The organism is Rhizobium sp. X9, assembly GCF_018873185.1.
Lineage (GTDB): Bacteria > Pseudomonadota > Alphaproteobacteria > Rhizobiales > Rhizobiaceae > Agrobacterium > Agrobacterium oryzihabitans.
In genome coordinates this window covers 2,653,379-2,675,678 of the sequence record NZ_CP071311.1, presented here as the reverse complement: position 1 = coordinate 2,675,678, position 22,300 = coordinate 2,653,379, and the positions used below count along the sequence as shown (strand labels likewise).

Here is a 22,300-nt window from a genome sequence, read left to right as displayed (position 1 = left end):
AAGTGCCTGTTTTGCAGCCCTTTCACCATTGGTTATGATGCAATGCAACTTGCGTATTTTGCGCCGCACATATAGATGGGTCCCCTTATCATTTGCATTTCGACGAGCAATCGAAGGGAGGGAAAAGCATATGGTATCGGAAAAATCCCTTATCTCGAAGATCACCTGGCGGCTGATGCCGTTTCTTGGCCTTCTCTATCTCATCGCCTATATCGACCGGCAAAACGTCAGCTATGCCAAGCTGCAGATGGTCGATGCGCTGAGCCTCAGCGAATATGCCTATGGACTTGGCGCTTCGCTGTTCTTCATCGGGTATTTCATTTTCGAAGTGCCCAGCAATCTGTTCCTCAACCGTTTTGGCGCCAGCAAATGGTTCGCCCGCATTTTGGTTTCCTGGGGTGCCGTCACCATCGCGCTTGCCTATACGCAGAATGCCACGATGTTCTACATCCTGCGCTTCCTGCTGGGGCTTTGCGAGGCCGGTTTCTTCCCGGGCGTGCTGTTCCTGATGACGCTGTGGTTCCCGCGCGATTATCGCGGCCGCATGATCGGCCTGTTCATGATCTTCAGTGCGCTTGCCAATGCGATCGGCGCACCGCTCGGCGGCATGCTGCTCGATCTCGATGGTTTCCTTGGTTATGCCGGCTGGGAGTGGGTGTTCCTGGCAACGGGTATTCCCGCCGTCATCGCTGGTATAGCCACCTTCTTCTATCTGGATGATACACCGGAAAAGGCGAAGTTCCTGACCCAGGCTGAGAAGGACTGGTTGAAGAACCGCTTGGCCGAAGAAAACAAGGGCATGGAAGAGCATGCGGAGGACGGCTTCAAGGCCCTGATCAATCCGCGTGTGCTGTTCATGGCGCTTTGCTATGTCGGCTTTCCGCTGGCGGCCTATGGTCTCAGCTACTGGCTGCCGACGATCGTGAAGAGCTTCGGCGTTTCCAACACCGCCAATGGCTTCATCAACATCATCCCCTGGGTGATCGTGGCTGTCGCCCTCTTCGTCGTGCCTCTGGCAGCCGACAAGGCGAAGAACAAGACGCCTTATATCGTCGGCCCTGCCTTCGTCGGCGCGTTTTGCCTGCTGATGTCGGCGCTGCTCAGCGACCCGGTCCTGCAGTTCGCCTTCCTCTGTATCGCCGCTGCGGGCATTTTCGCCGGCCAGCCGGTGTTCTGGAGCCTGCCCGGCCGCTTCCTGAAGGGAGCGGGTGCCGCTGCCGGCATCGCCGCCATCAACTCCGTCGGCAATCTGGGTGGTTTCGTGGCGCAGAACGTGGTGCCATGGATCAAGGATCAAACCGGCAGCACGATTGCGCCAATGTTCTTCCTTGCCTTCTGCCTTGCGCTAGCAGGTGTGCTCGTCATCATCGCGGCGCGCAAAATGGGCAATCAGGCGGAGGCGGCCTGATTTCGGAAGGCGACAATGGGGGCACCTCGCCAGCTGTTGGGGCTTCTCGGTCATAGCTGTCTCTTGCGGCATCAACATAAAAAATTGTGGCCCGGACATGTGTCCGGGCCACTACTATTTAAGGGGTATTGTGCAGAAATTCTCTTTTAGAGAATTATGCAGTGAACCAGTCGCTGCCTGTCAGGTGAACACCCTCAAGAACGATTTTCTCGCCCTTGTGTGCGCCATCAACGTTGTAGCTTACAATGGTGTCTGCCTCATAGGTCGACACTGTCCAGTTGCTGATTGTCGTGCCGACCAGCTTCAGCTTGTCCATCGACGCATTGAAGCCGGTGATGGTGTCGGTAACAATGCTCTTGGCCATGTCGCCCAGATTGAAGACGAAGGTATCGGCGCCAGCGCTTGCAATGATGTGGTCGATACCCGTGCCGCCCGTTACCAGCGAAGAAGCAAGCTTTACGCCGCTGAGATCGATCGTATCGTTACCGGCGCCTGCGTTGATTGTGACGGAGGTGAAGCTGCCGTCGGTGACGCCAGCGCCACCGTTCACAACATTGGTGCCGGCAGCAATACCGCCCGTGCCCGCAGCAGAGGCGCTGTTGAACGCCGTGCCAGCCTTGACGGTGATGGTGTCGTTGCCTGCACCGGTGTCGATGTTGAAGGCGTTTACCCAACCACTGTCATTCGAAACGACGGAGACGGTGACCGTGTCGTTGCCAGCGCCGGTGGTGATATTGCCGCGTTTGGCGTTCAGAACTTCGACATTGGAAGAACCTGTGCCGCCAAGGTAAACGTCAACGTGAACGAAATCCTTGAACGAAAGATTTTCAGAGGTCTCGGACTTGGCGAGAACGTTTTTCACCGAGTTCCATGCCGACGTTACGTCAAAGGTGAAGCCGTTCTTGCTGGCATCGTATCCGACATCGACATTTCCGCCTGCACCACTGCCGGGAACCGCGACGGCCGCGACGTTGACTACGCCGGAATCGAGCGAGGAGCCGTTCTTGGTCTGCGTCGTGGATTCCGTGAGGAGCTTATAAGCTTCCTGATCGACCAGATTGGTGAGCGATGAAACCGTGGAGGCACCGCCATTACCGAAAGTTACTGTTAATGCCATGTTACTCTCCCATAAATTTTTGAGAATGAAATGATGTGAAATTTACTTTTGGATAAATATGCTTGTGATATCTAATCCATAAAAATTGACAGTACAATATATATTAAATTGTTTTTTTAGAAAAATTGATTTTTGATTCTCTCATGTCCTTTCGTGAAGATTTTACTAGGGGAACGGAATTTTTAAAGTAGTTTATTCCTGTATGAACGTTTCTCTTAGTCTATCCTGGAATGGTTTTACAAAATAAGAAAGAACGCTTCTTTCACTTGTCTGTATGAATACTTCTGCGGGCATGCCGGGATATAGTTTTCCGCCGGGAAGATGTTCCATTCCAGCTTTGCTTGGTTTGATGCGCAGCGAATAATAGGATGTTCCAGTTCGGGAATCCGTTTGCAGATCGGGAGCAACGACGGCGACCTCCGCGCTGACATCCGGCGTAGTACTTTGATTGAATGCCGTGAAACGAATGGTTACCGGCTGTCCCACGTAAATCTGGTCGATGTCTCGCGGAACTATGTTGGCCTCGATTGCAAGCTCTTCCTTTTCCGGCACCACGAGCATCAGCACTTCACCCGGCTGGATCACGCCATTTATGTTGTGCACCGAGAGCTGATAGATGCGTCCTGCAATGGGCGAGCGAATATCGAGGCGATCCAGCTGGTCGCGTGTTGCCGCAAGCCGTTCTTCATATTCCGCCACCGTCGCTTCGATCGACGTCAGATCTTTGGTCACCTCGGACTTGCGGTCTTCGTCAAGCTGCAGCAGCTGCAGGTCCAGTTCGCTCAGCTTGCCCACCGTCTGGGCCCTGGCCGCCATGTACTGGCCCTGCTGGCCTTCGAGATTGGAAAGCTGGCGCTTCAGGAGATTAAGGCGCTGAAGCGTCACGAGCCCCTTGCTGTAGAGCTCCTGCGTCTTGGAAACATCTTCCTTGACGATGACAAGCTCGTTGTCGGTCGCTCCCACCTGAACACCGAGGCCCCGGGCCTCATCGGCAAGCTGGTCCTTACGCGTCGCCAACTGCTTTTTCATGCCGCTCAGCGCGTTGCGGCGGCTGCTGAAAAGGCTCTGTTCGCTATCTATGAAAGTCTTTGCAGCCTTGGAATTCGTCAGAGCCTCCAGATCTTCTGGAACGGAAAAGGAAGATGCCTCGGCAAGCTCAGCCCCCAGACGCGCCCGGCGCGAATAGAGTTGTGCCAGCGTGTTCTCGACAATGGACAGGTTGGCCTGGACGATCGTATCGCTCAGGCGCAGCAAAACCTGGCCGGCGTCGACCCTGTCACCTTCGGCAACATCTATTTCGCTGACGATACCGCCGGAGAGATGCTGGATCTTCTTGGAATTGCCTTCCACAACAACCCGACCGGTGGCGACGACCGCGCCGGCAAGTTTTGCCAGAGCCGCCCAGCCTCCCAATCCAACCAGAAGACCGATAGCCAGAACGATAACCGCGGCCGAGTGTTTGGCGATAGACGCATGCGTCAAACCGGCTTTCTTTGTCTCAGCCATTTTCGCTCACCCGGTTTTCGATCTTGCGTGTTTCTTCCTCTGCTGCCGGTACCTGATGGATGTTCTGCCGCAGGATCTGCGCAAGCACCTCTTCCTTGGTGCCGAAGCGGAACATCCGGCCATTGCTCATCACCATCACGAGATTGATGCTTTCGATGGCGCTGGGGCGATGGGCAATGACGACGACGATGCCGCCCCGCGCCCTGATGTCACCGATGGCGTTGCGCAAAGCGGCCTCGCCTTCGCTGTCCAGATTGGAGTTCGGTTCGTCGAGAAGCACGAAGAAGGGCTCGCCGAAAAGTGCGCGTGCAAGGCCGATGCGCTGTTTCTGCCCGCCTGACAATGCCTCTCCGCGGTCGCCAATATAGGTATCGTAACCATTGGGCAGGTTGAGGATGAGCTCGTGCACCTGTGCGGCCTTGGCGGCGGATACAATGGATTCCGCCGTCGCATCACGGTCGAAGCGGGCGATGTTCTGCGCCACAGTCCCCGGCATCAGTTCCACCTGCTGGGGCATATAACCGATGGATTTGCCGAGAACTTCGAAATCCCACTGGTTCAATGCCGCCCCGTCGAAGCGCACGGAGCCACGCTCATAGGGCCAGATACCGGTTATGAGACGCGCCAGCGTGGATTTGCCGGAGGCACTGGGGCCAATGATCCCAAGACCATCGCCCGCATTCAATGTGAACGAAATATCGGCAACGGTGTCGCGCGCGCCATTGGGTGGGCCACCGGTTACGCGATCAACGGCCACGGTAAATTGTGGACGCGGCAGGGAAAGCGGCGGAGCGGGTTCCGGCACCAGTTCAAGAAATTCGTTGACGCGCTTCCAGCCCTGCCGCGCGGTCATGAAGCCGCGCCAGTTTGCAATCGCATGTTCAACAGGGCCAAGCGCCTTTGCCGAAAGGATCGAGCCCGCGATGATGCTGCCCGCTGAGGCATTCCCGTCGATAACCAGCACGGCGCCGATGGCCATGACGCCGGACTGCAGCAGCAGGCGGAATGTTCTGGAAATTGCACCGAGCATGCCTGCCGTATCTGACGTCGACAGGGTGACGGCGCGGTACTGGTTATGCAGACCGTCCCACATCGATGTCACCGCCCCCATCATGCCCATGGTTTTGATGGATTCGATGTTGCGCTGGCTGCTGCCGACGAGGGCGTTTCTCTGCCCACGCACGGCATAAGCCTGCTTGGTTGCCCTTTCCGTCAGCCAGTTGGTCAGAAGCGTCAGTATAACCAGGACGACCGCGCCGCCAAGCACGGCAAAACCGATCCAGGGATGCAGGGCAAAACAGATCAGCAGATAGATCGGCAGCCACGGAATATCGAAAAACGCGCCGGGGCCGGGGCCGGAAAGAAACTGACGCATCTGATCCAGATCGCCAACGATCTGCAGTCCGTCGACTTTAGCGGAGGCAACCAGCGGCGCACTGATCGACGCCCTGAAAAGCTTCTGGTTGAGCGCGTCATCCATATTGTCCGAGATGCGTGCCAATATCCGGCCTCGCAAAACATCAAAGCCCATCAGAAAGGCATAGAGGACCACAAGGAGGACGACCAGAGCCACAAGAGAAGGAATACTCTTGCTCGGCAAGATGCGGTCGTAGACCTCCAGCATGAAGAGAGAGCCTGAAAGATGAAGTATATTCATCAATGCGCTGGCAAGGCCAACAGCAAAAAAAGCGCTCTTATTTTTTGTTAAAAAAGAATTAAAAAAAAGCATATCAACACCTAAAACTGCATGAAAATTGCACAATAAGTGAAATTAGGCAATGCTGTTCGAGTAAGACCTAAAGCAATATGCTTTTTGAACTCGGCCGGTCGATGTATTTTGAAGGGCGTGGACGCGAAAAAGGCCGGTCCCGCTGCGCCGCGTTTCGGATCTCCCTGATATTTTTGCGCAACAAAAAAGGCGGCCCGAAGACCGCCTTTTCGTCAATCCATCTAAATGGAAATCTTATTCCGCTGCAGTTTCCGCAGCCTTCGCTGCTTCTTCCGCTGCCTTGGCTTCTGCTGCTTCGGCTGCTGCCTTCTCGGCGGCGAGAGCCTGTGCTGCTGCTACCTTTTCAGCTTCCAGACGTGCCTTTTCTTCGGCAACGGCCTGACGCTCGGACTCGTTCAGCTTGCGGGCGCGGGTACCGGTGTTTTCAACGATACGGGCAGCCTTGCCGCGACGGTCGCGCAGGTAGTAGAGCTTCGCGCGGCGAACCTTACCGCGGCGAACGATCTCAACGCCTTCGACCAGCGGGGAGTAGATCGGGAATACGCGCTCGACGCCTTCGCCGTAGGAGATCTTGCGAACGGTGAAGCTTTCGGAAAGGCCACCGCCGGAACGGGCAATGCAAACGCCTTCGTAGGCCTGAACGCGGGTACGGTTACCTTCCGTCACGCGAACGTTGACGCGCAGCGTGTCGCCCGGAGAAAACTCAGGCAGGGTACGCTTTGCTTCGATCTTGGCAGCCTGTTCGGCTTCCAGCTGCTGAATGATGTTGGTCATGTTAACCTCTGATTTCTTCTGAAACAGCCAGAGCGCTCAACGTTCGTCCGTTGGTCAATGCCTTCGGACCATGCCTTGCGGAAGGAGCGGGTTCGCCATTCTTTGATTACGGTTAAAGGGGAAAACCCCAATTCCACGCGGGCACATACACGAGGCAGCGCCATTTGTCATCCCTTTCATGACAATATTTTATCAATTCTGCGTCGCACTCGGGTGGTTGCGAAGGCGCATTCCTCCGGCTATGGCATGAATACCTTGGGAGGGGCCATGTCAGTTTTCATCGTTCTCATGCTGTTTGCGACCGGTTTCCTGTCGGGCGTCGTCAATGCGATTGCCGGTGGCGGCACCTTCCTGACCTTCGGAGCGATGACGCTTGCCGGCCTGCCGCCCATCGTCGCCAACGCCACGTCGGCGATCGTGCAGTTTCCGGGCTACATCACGTCGGTGATCGCCTACGGTCCGGAAATCCGTGCGCATTGGCGTGAAGCGATCCTCCTGTCTGCGGTTTCCGTCGTCGGCGGGCTGGCAGGGTCGCTGCTTCTGCTCTCGCTTGACAATCCCTCCTTCCGCCAGCTGGTGCCTTGGCTGCTTCTGGCGGCGACCGTCGTTTTCGCTGCCGGCCCATGGCTGCGGCCCAAGGCCAGTGCGGAACGGTCACCTGGTAATCTGCCGAGCCTCGTCTTTCAGGGGCTCGCCTCCATCTATGGCGGTTTTTTCGGGGCAGGAATGGGCATCATGATGCTGGCCATCCTCGGAATGACCTCGGGCGGCAGCTACCATCATCTGAACGCGCTGAAGAACCTCCTGTCGGTGGTGATCGCCGTCATCGCGATTACGATCTTCGTCAGTGGCGGCGTCGTTTCCTGGTGGGCGGCTTTCATCATGTTCCCGGCGGCTGCACTTGGCGGATATGCGGGCGTGCACACGGCAAGGCGGGTGCCGCAATGGATCATCCGCTGGCTGGTGATCGCGGTCGGGCTGATATTGACGGTCTATTACTTCGTTTCGACCTGAGCTTTTTTGAGAAGATCTGGCCGTCTTTCCTTCGTCAGCGCCAGCGCCTGCTCGTGCCGCCATTTGTCGATGACGGCATGGTTGCCGGAGGTTAGAACGGCAGGAATGTCACGGCCTTCCCAGACCTGTGGCCGGGTATAATGCGGGTGCTCCAGAAGCCCGCCTTCGAAGCTTTCATGAACACCGGACAGATCGTTGCCCATCACGCCCGGCAGAATGCGGACGATGGCGTCCAGAAGCGTCAACGCCGCAGGTTCACCGCCGGAGAGGATGTAGTCGCCGATCGACACTTCCTCCAGCCCGCGTGCCTCTATGACCCGCTGGTCGACACCTTCGAAGCGTCCGCACACGATGATCGCGCCGTCGCCCGCCGCCAGTTCGCGCACACGGTCCTGCGACAGTGGCTTGCCGCGCGGGCTCATCAGCAGGCGCGGTCGGGTATCGCCATTGGAAACATGGTCGATGGCGGCTGCGAGAATGTCGGGTTTCAGCACCATGCCGGCGCCACCGCCTGCCGGGGTGTCGTCGACGCTTCTGTGCCTGTCGGTGGCGAATTCGCGGATCTGCACGGCCTCAAGCGACCATTGCTCGCGCTCCAGCGCCTTGCCCGCCAGCGAATATCCCAGGTGCCCCGGAAACATTTCCGGGTAGAGCGTGAGAACGGTAGCCTTGAACGTCATGGTTTTATTTCTTGCCGAACGGCGATCCGCCGGTTTCGTCTTTGTCGTCCGGATTGTCGATCAGGCCGGCAGCCATGGGATCGATGAGAATACGGCCGCCTTCCAGATCGATTTCAAGCACGGCAGATTCGGAAAACGGAATGAGCGCGGGTCGGCGGCCAGCGCCTTTGAGTTCCAGCAGGTCACCCGCGCCGAAATCGTAAACGGCGCTGACGGCGCCATAACTTTTGCCTTCGGCATCGACGGCTTCCAGCCCTTCGAGATCGGCATAATAAAACTCGTCGTCATCAAGTTCGTCGTCGGGAAGGTTGTCGCGGTCGATGAACAGTTCCAGACCGTTCAGGCTTTCCGCCGCATTGCGATCGTTGACGCCCCTGAAACGGACGACGACCACATTCTTGCCCTCGCGAACCTCCAGAATTTCGAAGATACGGCCATCGGCGGTGACCAGATTGCCGTATTCGCCGAGCGCCATCGGATCGGCCGTATAGGTGCTGACACGGACTTCGCCGCGCAGACCCTGCGCGCCGCCGATCTTTGCCATGAGTACCGGGTTTTCCAGCTTTGCCATCGGGCCGTCCGTCTTCTGGTGTTGGTTGCGTCAGCTTTAAGGTTTGTTGACGCCAAAATAAACAAAAAACGGGCGGCATGGAAAACCACGCCACCCGTTCTTCAAAAGATTCCGCGCAGATTATTCTGCGGCAGAGGCTTCCGCAGCAGCAGCGGCTGCATCTTCAGCCTTCTGCTTCTTTTCTGCGACGCGTTCCAGGGCGCGCTTGCCCGGCAGTGCCTTTTCCGGGTTGCTGCGAGCGGCGCGCTCGGCAAGGCCGGCCTCTGCGAGGAAGCGCAGAACGCGGTCGGTCGGCTGTGCGCCCTTGGCGATCCATTCCTTGATGAGGTCAGCCTTCAGCTCAACGCGCTGCGGGTTGTCCTTGGCGAGCATCGGGTTCCAGGAACCGACCTTCTCGAGGAAACGGCCGTCGCGGGGCGAACGGGCGTCAGCAACGACGATCTGGTAATACGGGCGCTTCTTGGAACCACCGCGTGCGAGACGAATTTTAAGTGCCATTTTATTTACTCCTTAGGATGGCTTGTCCGCCGTTCAGGCGGTCTTTTCGGTGCCGCCATGTTCGGCGGCGATTGCTTCATGATGCCGGATGACTTCCTTGATGATGAAGTTCAAGAACTTCTCGGCGAAATCCGGGTCCAGATTGGCATCCTTCGCCAGATGGCGAAGGCGTTCGATCTGGTATTCCTCGCGCGCCGGGTCGGCCGGCGGCAAATTGTACTTTGCCTTCAGCACGCCCACCGCCTTGGTACAGCGGAAACGTTCGGCAAGAATATGGACCAGTGCGGCATCGATATTGTCGATCGACTGGCGGTATTCGGAAAGCTGGGTTTTCACTTCTGTATTGTTCACCGGTGTCCCCCTCACTTCTTTTTCGGAAAGCCGGGCAGGCCCGGCATGCCGCCAAGACCGGGCAGCTTGGCGCCACCCAGACCCGGCAATCCGCCCGGCAGACCACCAAGACCGGGCATTGCGCCCGGCTTGCCGAGACCGGCGGCTTCAGCCTGCTTCTGGAGCGCTTCAAGCTGCTTCGGATCGATGTTCGACAGATCAGGCATGCCGCCACCAAGGCCACCGAGGCCCATCTTGCCGGCAAGGCCGCCCATCATCTGCTTCATGATGCCGCCTTTGCCCTTGCCGCCCATGGCCTTCATCATGTCGGCCATGCCGCGATGCATCTTCAGAAGCTTGTTGATTTCGGCGGCATCCGTGCCGGAACCGGCGGCGATGCGCTTCTTGCGGCTGTGCTTCAGAATGTCGGGATTGGCGCGTTCCGCCTTGGTCATGGAGGAGATGATGGCGATCTGGCGGTCGAACATCTTGTCGTTCATGCCGGCCGAAGCCATCTTGTCCTTCATGCCGGCCATGCCGGGCATCAGCCCCATGATGCCGCCCATGCCGCCCATCTTTTGCATCTGGCGAAGCTGGTCGGCCAGATCGTTGAGGTCGAACTTGCCCTTGGCCATTTTCTCGGCCATGGCGCGGGCTTTTTCCGCATCGATGTTTTCGGCGGCCTTTTCGACCAGCGAGACGATGTCACCCATGCCGAGAATACGGTCGGCGATACGGCGCGGATGGAACTCGTCGAGTTCGTTCATGCGCTCGCCGATACCGATCAGCTTGATTGGCTTGCCGGTAACGGCGCGCATGGAGAGGGCCGCGCCGCCGCGTCCATCGCCATCCATACGGGTCAGCACGAGACCGGTGATGCCGACGCGCTCATCGAAATTGCGCGCGAGATTGACGGCGTCCTGACCGGTCAGCGAATCCGCGACCAGCAGGATTTCATGCGGGTTGGACTTCTTCTTGATGTCGGCCATTTCCAGCATCAAGGGTTCGTCGATATGGGTGCGGCCGGCGGTGTCGAGAATGACGACGTCATGGCCGCCGAGTTTTGCAGCCTGCACGGCGCGTGCGGCGATATCGGTCGGCGACTGGCCGGCGATGATCGGCAGCGTGTCGACGCCGGTCTGGACGCCGAGCTGGCGAAGCTGTTCCTGGGCGGCGGGACGGCGCGTGTCGAGAGATGCCATCAGCACCTTCTTCTTCTCGCGGTCCGTCAGGCGCTTGGCGATCTTGCCCGTCGTGGTTGTTTTACCAGAACCCTGCAGACCGACCATCATGATGACGACCGGGGCGGCCGCATGCAGGTCGATCGAGACGCCTTCGGTGCCGAGCATTTCGACAAGTTCGTCATGCACGATCTTGACGACCATCTGGCCAGGCTTGATGGACTTCAGGACGGCGGCACCAACAGCCTTTTCACGCACCCTGTCGGTGAAGGAACGCACGACTTCCAGCGCAACGTCCGCTTCCAGAAGCGCACGGCGAACCTCGCGCAGGGCGGCGGCAACATCGGCTTCCGTCAGCGCGCCACGGCCGGTCAGTCCATTCAGAATGGAACCAAGGCGGTCCTGGAGGTTTTCAAACATCGTTTCTTCCTTCTTCGTTCCGGGGTCTCCGAAACGTCGGTGCTTTCGCTGGCAAAAACAAGACGCAAAGCCAAAAAGCACCCGAGGGCGCATCGCGCTGTCGGGTGTTGACCTCCGGGATCTCTTTATACCTTTGCGGGTCCCGGTCGGCGGCTTGGAGTCGTGAAACTACCAGCTGATTGGCGGGGATAAACAGGAAAGTGCGGGAAAAGTCAAGGCGGTGCCGGTTTTCAGCCGCGCGGCCACGCATTTCATCTTTGCGTGATCGGCTGCAAGCCGCGATTGGCGCCGCTTGAACGGCACCATTCCGCTCCCTATACCTTTAGCATGAACCGTCGAAACTTCTTTCGTTTTTCAACTCTTGGATTGCTCGCTGTGGCGGGCGGTGGGCTGTTTGCCCGCCGTTCGAACGCCAGCGCCTATTATAGTGGCCCGATCTCCGATCATTTCGACGGGGTGCGCTTCTTCAACCCCGGCGGTTCGCCGCCCGGCAATTTCATGGGCCTGCTCAAATGGCGCTTCAACGGCGAGCGCGCAACATGGCCGGAAGATTATCCGAGCCCCTTTCCTTTCGCGAAGCCAGAACCGCGGATCGACGGAAAAGATATTCGCGTGACCTTTGTCGGTCACGCCTCCTTTCTCATCCAGACGGCGGGGCTGAATATCCTCATCGATCCGGTATGGTCGCAGCGTACCAGCCCGTTCAGTTTTGTCGGTCCCAAACGCGTCAATGCGCCCGGTATCCGCTTCGAGGATTTGCCGCCCATCGATCTGGTGCTGGTGACGCATAATCACTACGACCATCTAGATATGGAAACGCTGAAGCGGCTGCATGTGGCGCACAAACCGCTTTTCGTCACGCCGCTCGGCAATGACGCAATCATCCGTACGGGCGTCGAGGCGGCGCGTATCAAGGTGGGGGACTGGGGCGATGTCGTGGAGACCGGTTCGGTCAAAATTCATTTCGAACCCTGCCACCATTGGTCCGCGCGGGGTCTCAACGACCGGCGCATGGCGCTCTGGGCGGCCTTCGTCATCGAAACGCCTGGCGGCAAGATCTACCATATCGGCGATACGGGTTTTCACGAGGGCCTCAATTATCACGCCGCGCGCAAGAAGCACGGCGATTTCCGTCTCGCCAACCTGCCTTTCGGCGCCTATGAGCCGCGCTGGTTCATGAAGGGCCAGCACCAGAACCCGGCGGAAGCCGTGGAAGGCATGAAGATCTGCGGTGCTGCGCATGTCTGCGGCCACCATTGGGGCACGGTGCAGCTTACCGATGAAGCGGTGGATGCACCGCTTGCGGCGCTCAAGACAGCACTTGTCGGGCAGGAGGTAGAGGAGAGCCGTTTCCGGCCGATGCGCCCCGGCGAGGTTTTCGACGTGCCTGCCGCCTGAGCGGCTCACCGGTTTGCGCCGCAACAGTCTGGTAATTTGCCGTCCTTTCCGCCATATAGGGCGAAAGCGCGAGGCAAAGCCCGTGTATAATCCGGTTTTCAGATAATTCAGGTTCAAGGCGATGGCGGATACGGTCGAATTTGCGAAGATGAACGGGCTTGGCAACAAGATCCTCGTTGTCGACATGCGCGGCCGCAAGGACATGGTGACGCCCGCCGCAGCCATTGCGCTCAACGCCGATCCCACCACCCAGTTCGACCAGATCATGGCAATCCACGATCCCCGTATCGGCGGCACCGATGCCTTCATCGATATCCTCAATTGCGATGGCACGAAGGCGCAGGCCTGCGGCAACGGCACGCGCTGCGTGGTGCAGGCGCTTTCCTCGGAAACCGGCAAGACCAGCTTTACCTTCCAGACGGTGGCGGGCATCCTCAACGCCGTCGAGCATGAGGACGGCATGATTTCCGTCGACATGGGCCTGCCGCGTTTCCGCTGGAGCGACATTCCGCTTTCCGAAGAATTCCACGATACGAGCCGCATCGAGTTGCAGATCGGGCCGATCGATGCGCCTATCCTGCATTCGCCCGCCGTCATGTCGATGGGCAACCCGCATGCGATTTTCTGGGTGGATCGCGACCCGATGAGTTTTGATCTGGAACGGTTCGGACCGCTTCTCGAAAACCACCCGATGTTCCCGGAAAAGGCCAATATCACGCTGGCGCAGGTGATTTCCGACAGCGCGCTTCGCACGCGCACCTGGGAGCGCGGCGCGGGGCTGACACTTGCCTGCGGTTCCGCCGCCTGCGCTGCCGCCGTTTCCGCCGCGCGCACCGGTCGCACAGCTAAGAAGGTCACCATCGATGTCGCCTCCAGCCCCGTACGTGTGCCGCTGACCATCGACTGGCGCGAGGACAACCACGTCATCATGACCGGCCCGGCCGAATGGGAATGGTCCGGCGTTGTCGATCCCGTCACCGGCGTCTGGTCGCGGGATGTCGCGGCCGAACAGGGGGCCATATGAGCGGCGTCGAGGTCATAACCTTCGGCTGCCGTCTCAACACCTACGAATCGGAAGTGATGCGGGCGGAAGCCGAAAAGGCCGGGCTCAACAATGCCGTGCTGGTCAATACCTGTGCGGTGACGGGTGAGGCGGTGCGACAGGCCCGCCAGGCCATTCGCCGGGCGCGGCGCGACAATCCGCATGCGCGCATCATCGTTACCGGCTGTGCCGCCCAGACGGAAAAACAGACCTTCGCCGAAATGCCCGAGGTGGATGCGGTGCTGGGCAATGAGGAAAAGCTGAAAAGCGCCTCCTATCGCGCGCTGCCGGATTTCGGCGTTTCGGCGGAAGAAAAGCTGCGCGTCAACGATATCATGAGCATCAAGGCGACCGCGCCGCAGATGGTCAAGCACATAGACGGGCATGTGCGCGCCTTCATTCAGGTGCAGAACGGCTGTGACCATCGCTGCACCTTCTGCATCATTCCTTATGGGCGCGGCAATTCCCGCTCCGTGCCGATGGGTGCCGTGGTGGATCAGGCGCGCAGGCTGACGGAAAGCCGCTATTGCGAGATCGTTCTGACCGGGGTGGACGCCACGAGCTATGGCGCGGACCTGCCGGGCGAGCCTTCCCTTGGTTACCTCGCGAAGACGTTGCTCAAGCAGGTGCCGGACATCCTGCGGCTGCGGCTTTCCTCCATCGACAGTATCGAGGCCGACCACCATCTGATGGATCTTATTGCCGGTGAGCCGCGTTTCATGCCGCATCTGCACCTCTCCCTCCAGCATGGCGACGACATGATCCTGAAACGCATGAAACGCCGTCATTCTAGGGCTGATGCCATTCGTTTCTGTCACGAGGTGCGGTCGCTCCGGCCGGATATCGTCTTTGGCGCGGATATGATCGCCGGTTTTCCGACCGAGACGGAAGAGATGTTTGAAAATGCTGCGACGCTTGCGGAAGAATGCGGCATTTCCAGCCTGCATGTGTTTCCCTATAGCCCGCGCGCCGGCACGCCTGCTGCACGCATGCCGCAGCTTGACCGCGCCTTGGTGAAGGAGCGGGCCGCGAGGCTTCGCGAGCGCGGCGAGGCGCTGAGGCTCGCGCATCTGCAAAACATGGTCGGCTCGGTGCAGACGATCCTCGTTGAAAACAACGGTTTTGCGCATACCGACAATTTCACGCTGGTGGAGGCACCGCATCTTGCCCCGCGCACTCTTGCGCAGGTTGCGATTACCGGCCACAACGGCAAACATCTGAACATGAAGCTTCTGGCGGCGGATGCGGCCTGAAGCGGTACGAGATTAAGACACGGGAACAACCATGGCCCTCGGCTTCATCAAAAAAGTCTTCTCGTTCGGCAAGGATAAGGCCGACGACAGGCCGCACGAGGATTCCGCGCCCGAACACGGCAAGGAAAACGCCTCTTTCGAAGAAGCGTTGAGCGAGGCCGAAGCGCATAACCCTGTCGATGTGGATCCGGTTTCGGAACTGGAGATGGAGACGGCCGGCGGACCGGCTCCGGACGAGACGGCGGATGTTGTCCTTTCCGAAGAGGATGAGGATGCGCCGCTGCTGCCCGGCGCCGAGCTTTCCGGCGATATGGGTATCGTGCCGTTGTCGCTGTTGCAGGCGGAAGCCGCGGCCGAAGAACAGGTAGAACCTTCGCCGGACGTTGTGGATGCCGTGCTTCATGCGGATGCGATGGATGCGCTGCTGGATGAGGCCGAGTCCATAGATGCCGTCGAACCACCCGCCGTGCCACAGGCTTTACCGAAGGGCTTTTCATCGGCAAGTGAGCGTGAAGAGCCTGTTATCGCTGCGCCGGAGCCGAAGCTCAGCTGGTTTCAGCGTCTGAGGGCCGGGCTTGCCCGCACATCATCGCAACTGACCACGCAGATTTCGGCGCTGTTCACCAAGCGCAAGCTGGACGAGGATACGCTTGATGAACTGGAAGACCTTCTGATCCAGTCGGATCTGGGTGTCGAGACCGCCATGCGCATCACCGGCGCCCTGTCGTCCGAACGTTATGGCAAGGATGTGAGCGGCGAGGATGTGGCGCGCATCATGGCCGGCGAGATCACCAAGGTCCTGAAGCCCGTCGCCAAACCGCTGGAACTGGATCTTTCGCACAAGCCGCATGTCATTCTTGTCGTCGGCGTGAACGGTACGGGCAAGACGACGACGATCGGCAAGCTTGCCGCCAAGCTTTCGGGCTCCGGCCTCAAGGTCATGCTCGCGGCTGGCGACACGTTTCGAGCTGCTGCAATCGAGCAGCTCAAGATCTGGGCCGACCGGACCGGCTCGCAATTCATTGGCACCAAGCTGGGTGCGGATGCCTCTGGCCTGGCTTATGATGCTTACGAGCAGGCGCGGGCGCAAAAAAGCGATGTACTCATCATCGACACGGCCGGCCGCCTCCAGAACAAGACGGAACTGATGGCGGAGCTGGAAAAGATCGTGCGGGTGCTCGGCAAGCTCGATCCGGATGCGCCGCACACCGTGCTGCAGACGCTGGATGCGACGACCGGGCAGAACGCCCTGAACCAGGTGGAAATATTCCGCAATGTTGCGGGTGTTTCGGGCCTGATTATGACAAAATTGGATGGCACGGCGCGGGGCGGTATCCTCGTTGCCATCGCCGCCAAACACAAGCTGCCGGTTTATTTCATCGGTGTGGGTGAAGGTGTGGACGATCTGGAGCCCTTCGAGGCGGAAGATTTCGCCAAGGCCATTGCGGGAGTTTGAGTATGGATATCGAAAGCAATTCCAAGGAAAGCGAAAAGATGGTGGCGGAAATCAGCCCGCTCCTGAAATTCGTGCTCGAGCTTGGCCCGCTTATGGTGTTCTTTTTCGCCAACTCCCGCGGCGAGTGGTTGGCGTCGACTTTCCCCGTGCTGACGGAGTTCGGTGGGCCGATCTTCATCGCCACCGGCCTGTTCATGATCGCAACGGCGCTCGCGCTTTCGGTTTCATGGGTGCTGACGCGGAAACTGCCGATCATGCCGCTGATATCAGGCATCGTGGTTTTCGTGTTCGGTGCGCTGACGCTCTGGTTGCAGAACGATACTTTCATCAAGATGAAGCCGACCATCGTCAACGCCCTGTTCGGTGTCATCCTGCTTGGCGGCCTGTTCTTCGGCCAGTCTCTGCTGGGTTATGTCTTCAATTCCGCCTTCAAGCTGAACGATGAGGGCTGGCGCAAGCTGACCCTGCGCTGGGGTGTATTTTTCCTCTTCCTCGCGGTGTTGAACGAGGTGGTCTGGCGCATGTTCTCCACCGACACCTGGGTCGCCTTCAAGGTGTGGGGCACGATGCCGATCACCATCATCTTCACCATGGCGCAGATGCCGCTCGTCATGCGCCATTCTGTCGAGCCTCTCGGCAAGGACGAAAAATGACAGTTGCGGAGATGCCGGCTTCCCGTTCGCGTTCGCTCAAATGGTTCGGCGTGGCCGCCGGGCTACTTCTCCTGCAGATCGTCATCCTTTATTTCATGGGCCGCATTCCCATTTGCGAATGCGGTTACGTGAAGCTGTTCGAACCGGGCGTGAACACGCCGGGCAATTCCCAGCATCTGGCTGACTGGTATACGCCGTCGCATATCATCCATGGCTTCCTATTCTACTGGTTCGCCTGGCTGCTGTTCCGCAACAAGCCGCTTTCCATGCGGCTTTCGCTTGCTGTTCTGGTGGAAGCGGCATGGGAAATCCTCGAAAACTCGCCTATCATCATTGATCGTTACCGTACGGCGACCATGGCGCTGGGTTACACCGGCGACAGCATATTGAACTCGGCGATGGACACGGTTTTCATGGCGCTGGGTTTCCTTTTCGCAGCCCGCATGCCGGTGTGGCTGACGGTGGTGATCGCCATCTTCTTCGAAATCTTCACCGGATGGCTGATCCGCGATAATCTGACGCTGAACGTGGTCATGCTCGTCTGGCCCGTCGAGGCGATCAAGGAATGGCAGAACGCGCTCCCGCAAATGTGAACATATCTGCCGGGGCATGCGGCGGAAAGGCACGAAAACCCCGCGCCATATGCAAGTTTTCTTAAGGGCATTGCGGTAGTGTCCGGGCTCAAAGGCTCGTCTTTCCGTCCGGCAGAACACTGTGCAAGATAATTTCGCCTATCTTCTCCCCTTCATCATGCTGACATTCGGTGTGGTGTTCCTGTTCCTGCAGAGGATCGGCCACGCTTCGGCGCGATATTGGGGTTTGGGATATCTTTCGGCGGCCTTTGGTTTTGCCGCACCCCTGGTGCTTGGCGGTTTGCCGTTCGAAGTTCAGGCGATCGTCTCGAACCTGTTGTTCTTTTCTGCGTTTTTTCTCTACGGCCACGCGCTGCTCACCCATTTCGGACGGCCGCTTTATACGACGGCGCGACTGTCCATCGTAGCTGCGGCGGTTCTGTTGGTCTCGTTCCATGTCTTCGTCACACCGGATCTGAAACGTGAGCTGGTCATCGGCGATCTTGTCTGCGCCCTGCTGCTCGCCATCCCGGTCTGGATCGTGCGGAGGCGGCCTTTGGCGCTTGCCGACAGGCTGATGGTGGCGATCGCGTCGCTCGTGGTGCTGGAGACGCTGGTGCGCATCGGCATGTTGCTGGTGATGACGCCGAACGGCTCGATGATCGAACTCAGCGAATTCTTCGAATCCGATTATGCTTTCTACATGCAGCTTGCCGCGAGCATATTCGGCTTCCTTCTTGCGCTTTCCGTGCTTGCGAGCCAGATTTCCGTTACCGTTGACCGGCACCTGCATGCGGCGGAGCACGATCCGCTGACGGATGTGCTGAACCGCCGCGGCTTCGACCGGCGCGTGCCCGATTTTCGCAATGATACGCCGGATGGTGCCGTCATTGCCTGCGACATAGACCATTTCAAGCGCATCAACGATGTCTACGGTCATGCTGCGGGAGATATCGTTCTCATCGGCCTTGCCGATCTTCTCAGGCGAAATGCGCCTGAAGATGCGCTGGTGGCCCGTTTCGGCGGTGAGGAATTCGTGGTCTTCCTGCCCGGCCAGACCGCTGCCTTGGCCGGACAGCTCGCCAATGGCATGCGACTTGGCCTCTCGTCGCTCGATTGGCGCAACCGCGGCGTGGCGACACAGATCACCGCAAGCTTTGGCGTCTCGGCCGTCGCGAGAGGAGATCATTCCATTCACGATGCCATCAAGCGTGCCGATGACAGTCTCTATGCCGCAAAACGTGGCGGTCGCGATCAGGTCGTGCTGGAGGGCATACGTCTTCCCGCGACCGCTGAGGTCCCGTCGCTCAGGGTAGTTTCCAAAGTGTGAGGTTTTTCGACCCGGGTGTTATTTTCCGGCGGCGGCAGCAATGGCCGGCAGCAGGTCGCGTTCGACGCTGCGGGCATCGAATGGGCCGACCTTTTTGTAAAGGATCGTGCCGTCCGCGCCGACCAGATAGCTTTCGGGAATGCCATAGACACCCCAGTCGATCGCGGCCTTGCCGTTTGGATCGACGCCTATCGCAGCGAAGGGATTGCCGAGTTCGCCGAGGAAGCGCAGCGCGTTGTCCTGCTTGTCCTTGTAATTGATGCCGACAACGGTGATGCGGCTGTCTTTGGCCAGTTCCTGAAGCAGCGGGTGCTCCTGACGGCAGGGAATGCACCAGGAAGCAAAGACGTTGACCAGAGTCAGCTTGCCCTTGATGGCGGCATCGGTGAGCGCCGGCAGGTTGGAGCCCTCCAGCGGCGGCAGCGACAAACTCGGCGCTTTGGTGCCGATGAGAGCCGAGGGAATGGCGCTGATATCCAGCCCGTTCACGTCCTGATCATAGAGCATCTTGCCGGCGACGAGGGCAAAGCCGCCGAAAAGCAGAAGCGGCAGCAGCGCCAGCGCATATCGTGCGCGGCCGGTGGCTTTGGCCTTTGTATTCTGGTCCTGGCCGGCCTGCGTCATGGCGCGTCACCCGCAGAACCGGCTTTCGTCCTGCGGCGAACGCCGGATGCTTCCAATGCTTTCAGTTCCCGTTTACGCGCCTGACCGTCTAAAACGACCCAGGCGATGAGACAGAGAACGACAAGGCCGGTCGCCGCATAGGACATGCCGATATAAAAGGCGTGCGTCATCACCTCAGCCCTCCCGGTTTGCCATGCGGGCGGCAAGGCGCCGTTGCGCAGCCACGCGCCGGCGCCAGATTTCATTGCGCATGGCAGCGATGTGCAATGTGAAGAACAGCAGCGTGAAGCCGATCGCCATGGTCAGAAGCGGCCAGAGAAATTCCGCATCAATGGCGGAACCGCCCATGCGGATGACGCTTGCCGGCTGGTGCAGCGTGTTCCACCACTCGACCGAAAACTTGATGATGGGAATATTCACGAAACCGACAAGGATCAGCACGGCGCTGACACGGGCGGCTCTGGAGGGGTCGTCCATGGCACGGTTGAGCGCGATCAGCCCCAGATACATCAGGAAAAGCACGAAAACGGAGGTCAGCCGCGCATCCCACACCCACCAGGTTCCCCACATGGGCTTGCCCCAGAGGGAGCCGGTGACCAGCGCAATCAGCGTGAAGGCGGCCCCGATGGGGGCGGCGGCCTTGTGGCTAACATCCGCCAGCGGATGACGCCAGACGAGGGTGCCAATGGCCGAGACGGCCATGACCGTATAACACATCATGGCCAGCCACGCCGAGGGGACATGCACATACATGATGCGCACGGTGTAACCCTGCTGATAATCGCCCTCGGTCGTAAAGGACAGATAAAGGCCTATGGCCAGCACCAGCGCTGTCAGAACAACGAGCCAGGGCAGAATGCGTGCGGCAAGCGCCAGAAACCGCGTGGGATTGGCGAGATCGCTGAATTTGGTGATGGCGAAAGTCTGCTCGTTCATGCCGTTTGTGTAACCCGAGAATGGCCATCCCGCAATTGATCCCTGTCAATCCGGGATCGTCTGGCCGGTTTCATCAATCCATAACATTGCGCAACGCCAAAGCGGCAAAGAAAGGACCGGTTACGGCTGAAAATAATGTGATCGCGCAGAGAATGAGGAATGGCGGCATAAAGGGCGCCGGGTCCTGCACCGCCGCATAGGAGGCGCTGACGCCGAAGATCAGGACCGGAATGGCAAGCGGCAGGACGAGAATGGAGACCAGCAGACCGCCACGCGGCAATGCCACGGCGACGGCGGCGCCCACAGCCCCGATGAAGGTAATGGCGGGTGAGCCGACGAGAAGGGTCAGCATCACCGCGCCGATCGCCACTTCATCCATATTCATGAAAAGGCCGAGCAACGGCGAAGCAAGCACCAGCGGCAGGCCGGTTGCGACCCAATGCGCCAGGCATTTGACGAGCACGGTCAGGACCAGCGGGTTTTCCTGCATGAGAATGAGGTCGAGGGAGCCGTCATCCCGTTCCGCCTGAAAAAGCCGGTCTAGGCCGAGAAGGGCGGACAGAAGTGCGCCTATCCAGACGATGGCAGGGCCGATGCGGGCAAGCAGATTGAGATCGGGTCCGACGCCGAAGGGGATGACGGCAACCACGGTCATGAAGAACAATACGCCGATCAGCGCGCCACCGCCGGCACGGATGGAGAGTTTGATGTCACGGAGGAAAAGGGCGGTCATCGGGGTGCCCTCGTGTTCGCGGCGTGACCCCCCTCTGCCCTGCCGGGCATCTCCCCCTCAAGGGGGGAGATCGGCAGGAGGCACTTTCGCCACTCCATCCGCAAACTTCGAGATGGGCGAAACCTCGCCGCAGATCGATCTCCCCCCTTGAGGGGGAGATGCCCGGCAGGGCAGAGGGGGGTATGTCCCGCGCGCCTACCCATCATGCCCAAGCCTCCACACCCGCAAACCCCGTCATCTGCAATTCACGAGCATTCTCCAGTCCCAAAGGCTGATGGGTAGCAGCCAGGACGATGCCGCCTCTCCCCAAGTGGCTCTGGACCAGACCGGTAAACATCCCGTCAGCCGCCTTGTCGAGCGCCGCGGTCGGCTCGTCGAGAATCCACACCGGCCGCCATGCAATCAAAAGCTTCGCCATGGCAAAACGCCGTTGCTGGCCGGCGGAAAGATAACCGAAGGGCAGATGGGTGATGCCGGCAAGGCCGACGATTTCCGCCGCCTCATCGATCTCCACACCCGCCCCACCGGAAAAATCGCCGAGGAAGTCTTTCCAGAATCTGAGATTTTCCCAAACGGTCAGCTCCGTTTTCATCGCATTGCGATGGCCGAGATAGTGACAGGCCTCCGATGGCCGCATGTCCATTTCTATCCCTTTGCCGGCTATCTTTATGCGCCCCTGTTCGGGGCGCAAAAGACCGGCCACGGTACGCAGAAGCGTCGATTTTCCCGAGCCGTTTCGGCCCGTCAGGACCAGTGCGTCGCCGTCGCTTAACTTGAAGGAAACATTCATGAATATGAAATCTTCACCGCGCCGCACGCCAAGATTTTCCGCCGTCAAATCCATGCCGCGTTTCCGTATAAGATTTTCATCGTGTCGCACAAAAAAATCGATTTGATTTCCTGAATGGTCTGGCACGTTTCTCCGAAATTATCTATATGGGTGTCAACCACGCCAGCGGCCGGCGTGAACATCATCTTGCGCCGGACCTGAATGTTACGAGGAGTAACTTTCACGTGCGGACAGCGGAAATGGTCGTACCCGCATCCTGATGTGCATGAGTGCATAGGTGTCCGC

The 22,300-nt window shown here is 59.0% G+C and carries 23 protein-coding genes; 9 read left to right on the top strand and 14 right to left on the bottom strand.

Annotated elements, in window-relative coordinates:
* Positions 1-130 precede the first annotated feature (130 nt).
* Positions 131-1,408 (top strand): MFS transporter, encoded by a 1,278-nt coding sequence (locus tag JZY08_RS12950; protein WP_216330364.1) that lies wholly within the window; start codon positions 131-133, stop codon positions 1,406-1,408.
* A 154-nt stretch (positions 1,409-1,562) separates the two neighbouring features.
* On the opposite strand, the gene JZY08_RS12945 is transcribed toward JZY08_RS12950, so the two are convergent.
* The 4 genes from JZY08_RS12945 to rplS form a co-directional block, all read right to left on the bottom strand.
* Positions 1,563-2,525: a rhizobiocin gene (locus tag JZY08_RS12945; protein ID WP_082183144.1), complete on the bottom strand. Its 963-nt coding sequence runs from the start codon at positions 2,523-2,525 to the stop codon at positions 1,563-1,565.
* A 192-nt stretch (positions 2,526-2,717) separates the two neighbouring features.
* Positions 2,718-4,031 (bottom strand): HlyD family type I secretion periplasmic adaptor subunit, encoded by a 1,314-nt coding sequence (locus JZY08_RS12940; protein ID WP_216330363.1) that lies wholly within the window; start codon positions 4,029-4,031, stop codon positions 2,718-2,720.
* Positions 4,024-5,760 (bottom strand): type I secretion system permease/ATPase, encoded by a 1,737-nt coding sequence (locus JZY08_RS12935; protein WP_035241225.1) that lies wholly within the window; start codon positions 5,758-5,760, stop codon positions 4,024-4,026. The genes JZY08_RS12940 and JZY08_RS12935 overlap by 8 nt, the downstream gene beginning before the upstream one ends.
* A gap of 234 nt (positions 5,761-5,994) precedes the next feature.
* On the bottom strand, positions 5,995-6,534 hold the full coding sequence (gene rplS, locus JZY08_RS12930; protein ID WP_003492508.1) for a 50S ribosomal protein L19: 540 nt from the start codon (positions 6,532-6,534) through the stop codon (positions 5,995-5,997).
* A 267-nt stretch (positions 6,535-6,801) separates the two neighbouring features.
* On the opposite strand from rplS, the gene JZY08_RS12925 reads away from it, so the two are divergent.
* Positions 6,802-7,548 (top strand): sulfite exporter TauE/SafE family protein, encoded by a 747-nt coding sequence (locus tag JZY08_RS12925; protein ID WP_137038339.1) that lies wholly within the window; start codon positions 6,802-6,804, stop codon positions 7,546-7,548.
* Here the strand turns inward: JZY08_RS12925 and trmD are convergent.
* The 5 genes from trmD to ffh form a co-directional block, all read right to left on the bottom strand.
* Positions 7,530-8,228, bottom strand: coding sequence for a tRNA (guanosine(37)-N1)-methyltransferase TrmD (trmD, locus tag JZY08_RS12920; protein WP_003492502.1), 699 nt, complete (start codon positions 8,226-8,228; stop codon positions 7,530-7,532). The genes JZY08_RS12925 and trmD overlap by 19 nt on opposite strands.
* 4 nt (positions 8,229-8,232) lie before the next feature.
* Positions 8,233-8,799: a ribosome maturation factor RimM gene (rimM, locus tag JZY08_RS12915; RefSeq protein WP_216330362.1), complete on the bottom strand. Its 567-nt coding sequence runs from the start codon at positions 8,797-8,799 to the stop codon at positions 8,233-8,235.
* Positions 8,800-8,919: 120 nt separating this feature from the next.
* A complete protein-coding gene (rpsP, locus tag JZY08_RS12910; protein WP_003492498.1) occupies positions 8,920-9,297 on the bottom strand; it encodes a 30S ribosomal protein S16 in 378 nt (125 codons plus the stop codon).
* Positions 9,298-9,330: 33 nt separating this feature from the next.
* Positions 9,331-9,648: a chorismate mutase gene (locus JZY08_RS12905; protein WP_082183136.1), complete on the bottom strand. Its 318-nt coding sequence runs from the start codon at positions 9,646-9,648 to the stop codon at positions 9,331-9,333.
* An 11-nt stretch (positions 9,649-9,659) separates the two neighbouring features.
* Positions 9,660-11,228 (bottom strand): signal recognition particle protein, encoded by a 1,569-nt coding sequence (gene ffh, locus JZY08_RS12900; RefSeq protein ID WP_216330361.1) that lies wholly within the window; start codon positions 11,226-11,228, stop codon positions 9,660-9,662.
* Between the two features lie 327 nt (positions 11,229-11,555).
* On the opposite strand from ffh, the gene JZY08_RS12895 reads away from it, so the two are divergent.
* The 7 genes from JZY08_RS12895 (at position 11,556) to JZY08_RS12865 (ending at position 18,932) form a co-directional block, all read left to right on the top strand.
* Positions 11,556-12,626: an MBL fold metallo-hydrolase gene (locus tag JZY08_RS12895; RefSeq protein ID WP_216330360.1), complete on the top strand. Its 1,071-nt coding sequence runs from the start codon at positions 11,556-11,558 to the stop codon at positions 12,624-12,626.
* A 121-nt stretch (positions 12,627-12,747) separates the two neighbouring features.
* Positions 12,748-13,650: a diaminopimelate epimerase gene (gene dapF / locus JZY08_RS12890; protein WP_216330359.1), complete on the top strand. Its 903-nt coding sequence runs from the start codon at positions 12,748-12,750 to the stop codon at positions 13,648-13,650.
* Positions 13,647-14,921: a tRNA (N(6)-L-threonylcarbamoyladenosine(37)-C(2))-methylthiotransferase MtaB gene (gene mtaB, locus JZY08_RS12885; RefSeq protein WP_216330358.1), complete on the top strand. Its 1,275-nt coding sequence runs from the start codon at positions 13,647-13,649 to the stop codon at positions 14,919-14,921. Before dapF ends, mtaB begins: the two co-directional genes overlap by 4 nt.
* A gap of 31 nt (positions 14,922-14,952) precedes the next feature.
* Positions 14,953-16,377: a signal recognition particle-docking protein FtsY gene (gene ftsY / locus JZY08_RS12880; protein WP_216330357.1), complete on the top strand. Its 1,425-nt coding sequence runs from the start codon at positions 14,953-14,955 to the stop codon at positions 16,375-16,377.
* 2 nt (positions 16,378-16,379) lie between these two features.
* Positions 16,380-17,030: a septation protein A gene (locus tag JZY08_RS12875; protein WP_003492484.1), complete on the top strand. Its 651-nt coding sequence runs from the start codon at positions 16,380-16,382 to the stop codon at positions 17,028-17,030.
* A complete protein-coding gene (locus JZY08_RS12870; RefSeq protein ID WP_216330356.1) occupies positions 17,027-17,623 on the top strand; it encodes a DUF2585 domain-containing protein in 597 nt (198 codons plus the stop codon). Before JZY08_RS12875 ends, JZY08_RS12870 begins: the two co-directional genes overlap by 4 nt.
* A 121-nt stretch (positions 17,624-17,744) precedes the next feature.
* On the top strand, positions 17,745-18,932 hold the full coding sequence (locus JZY08_RS12865) for a diguanylate cyclase (RefSeq protein ID WP_003492481.1): 1,188 nt from the start codon (positions 17,745-17,747) through the stop codon (positions 18,930-18,932).
* An 18-nt stretch (positions 18,933-18,950) separates the two neighbouring features.
* Here JZY08_RS12865 and JZY08_RS12860 read toward each other — a convergent pair whose 3' ends face one another.
* The 5 genes from JZY08_RS12860 to ccmA all read right to left on the bottom strand — a co-directional run bounded on the left by JZY08_RS12860 (position 18,951) and on the right by ccmA (position 22,069).
* The gene (locus JZY08_RS12860; RefSeq protein ID WP_216330355.1) at positions 18,951-19,556 is read right to left on the bottom strand and encodes a DsbE family thiol:disulfide interchange protein; all 606 of its coding nucleotides are present in this window, start codon (positions 19,554-19,556) and stop codon (positions 18,951-18,953) included.
* Positions 19,553-19,726 carry a heme exporter protein CcmD gene (ccmD, locus tag JZY08_RS12855; RefSeq protein ID WP_035241213.1) on the bottom strand — a complete coding sequence of 58 codons (174 nt, stop codon included), beginning with the start codon at positions 19,724-19,726 and terminating at the stop codon, positions 19,553-19,555. The genes JZY08_RS12860 and ccmD overlap by 4 nt, the downstream gene beginning before the upstream one ends.
* A gap of 4 nt (positions 19,727-19,730) precedes the next feature.
* Complete coding sequence (locus tag JZY08_RS12850) at positions 19,731-20,492, bottom strand: heme ABC transporter permease (RefSeq protein ID WP_216330354.1); 762 nt, start codon at positions 20,490-20,492, stop codon at positions 19,731-19,733.
* Positions 20,493-20,565: 73 nt separating this feature from the next.
* Positions 20,566-21,225, bottom strand: a complete 660-nt coding sequence (gene ccmB, locus JZY08_RS12845) for a heme exporter protein CcmB (RefSeq protein WP_003492473.1) — start codon at positions 21,223-21,225, stop codon at positions 20,566-20,568.
* Positions 21,226-21,427: 202 nt separating this feature from the next.
* On the bottom strand, positions 21,428-22,069 hold the full coding sequence (ccmA, locus tag JZY08_RS12840; RefSeq protein ID WP_216330353.1) for a heme ABC exporter ATP-binding protein CcmA: 642 nt from the start codon (positions 22,067-22,069) through the stop codon (positions 21,428-21,430).
* Positions 22,070-22,300 lie beyond the last annotated feature (231 nt).

Excerpts from the sequence above, each read along its gene's own strand:
- JZY08_RS12950 (WP_216330364.1), top strand. The coding sequence starts at position 131 with ATGGTATCGGAAAAATCCCTTATCTCGAAGATCACCTGGCGGCTGATG.
- JZY08_RS12945 (WP_082183144.1), bottom strand. The coding sequence starts at position 2,525 with ATGGCATTAACAGTAACTTTCGGTAATGGCGGTGCCTCCACGGTTTCA.
- JZY08_RS12940 (WP_216330363.1), bottom strand. The coding sequence starts at position 4,031 with ATGGCTGAGACAAAGAAAGCCGGTTTGACGCATGCGTCTATCGCCAAA.
- JZY08_RS12935 (WP_035241225.1), bottom strand. The coding sequence starts at position 5,760 with ATGCTTTTTTTTAATTCTTTTTTAACAAAAAATAAGAGCGCTTTTTTT.
- rplS (WP_003492508.1), bottom strand. The coding sequence starts at position 6,534 with ATGACCAACATCATTCAGCAGCTGGAAGCCGAACAGGCTGCCAAGATC.
- JZY08_RS12925 (WP_137038339.1), top strand. The coding sequence starts at position 6,802 with ATGTCAGTTTTCATCGTTCTCATGCTGTTTGCGACCGGTTTCCTGTCG.
- trmD (WP_003492502.1), bottom strand. The coding sequence starts at position 8,228 with ATGACGTTCAAGGCTACCGTTCTCACGCTCTACCCGGAAATGTTTCCG.
- rimM (WP_216330362.1), bottom strand. The coding sequence starts at position 8,799 with ATGGCAAAGCTGGAAAACCCGGTACTCATGGCAAAGATCGGCGGCGCG.
- rpsP (WP_003492498.1), bottom strand. The coding sequence starts at position 9,297 with ATGGCACTTAAAATTCGTCTCGCACGCGGTGGTTCCAAGAAGCGCCCG.
- ffh (WP_216330361.1), bottom strand. The coding sequence starts at position 11,228 with ATGTTTGAAAACCTCCAGGACCGCCTTGGTTCCATTCTGAATGGACTG.
- JZY08_RS12895 (WP_216330360.1), top strand. The coding sequence starts at position 11,556 with ATGAACCGTCGAAACTTCTTTCGTTTTTCAACTCTTGGATTGCTCGCT.
- dapF (WP_216330359.1), top strand. The coding sequence starts at position 12,748 with ATGGCGGATACGGTCGAATTTGCGAAGATGAACGGGCTTGGCAACAAG.
- mtaB (WP_216330358.1), top strand. The coding sequence starts at position 13,647 with ATGAGCGGCGTCGAGGTCATAACCTTCGGCTGCCGTCTCAACACCTAC.
- ftsY (WP_216330357.1), top strand. The coding sequence starts at position 14,953 with ATGGCCCTCGGCTTCATCAAAAAAGTCTTCTCGTTCGGCAAGGATAAG.
- JZY08_RS12875 (WP_003492484.1), top strand. The coding sequence starts at position 16,380 with ATGGATATCGAAAGCAATTCCAAGGAAAGCGAAAAGATGGTGGCGGAA.
- JZY08_RS12870 (WP_216330356.1), top strand. The coding sequence starts at position 17,027 with ATGACAGTTGCGGAGATGCCGGCTTCCCGTTCGCGTTCGCTCAAATGG.
- JZY08_RS12860 (WP_216330355.1), bottom strand. The coding sequence starts at position 19,556 with ATGACGCAGGCCGGCCAGGACCAGAATACAAAGGCCAAAGCCACCGGC.
- ccmD (WP_035241213.1), bottom strand. The coding sequence starts at position 19,726 with ATGACGCACGCCTTTTATATCGGCATGTCCTATGCGGCGACCGGCCTT.
- JZY08_RS12850 (WP_216330354.1), bottom strand. The coding sequence starts at position 20,492 with ATGAACGAGCAGACTTTCGCCATCACCAAATTCAGCGATCTCGCCAAT.
- ccmB (WP_003492473.1), bottom strand. The coding sequence starts at position 21,225 with ATGACCGCCCTTTTCCTCCGTGACATCAAACTCTCCATCCGTGCCGGC.
- ccmA (WP_216330353.1), bottom strand. The coding sequence starts at position 22,069 with ATGGATTTGACGGCGGAAAATCTTGGCGTGCGGCGCGGTGAAGATTTC.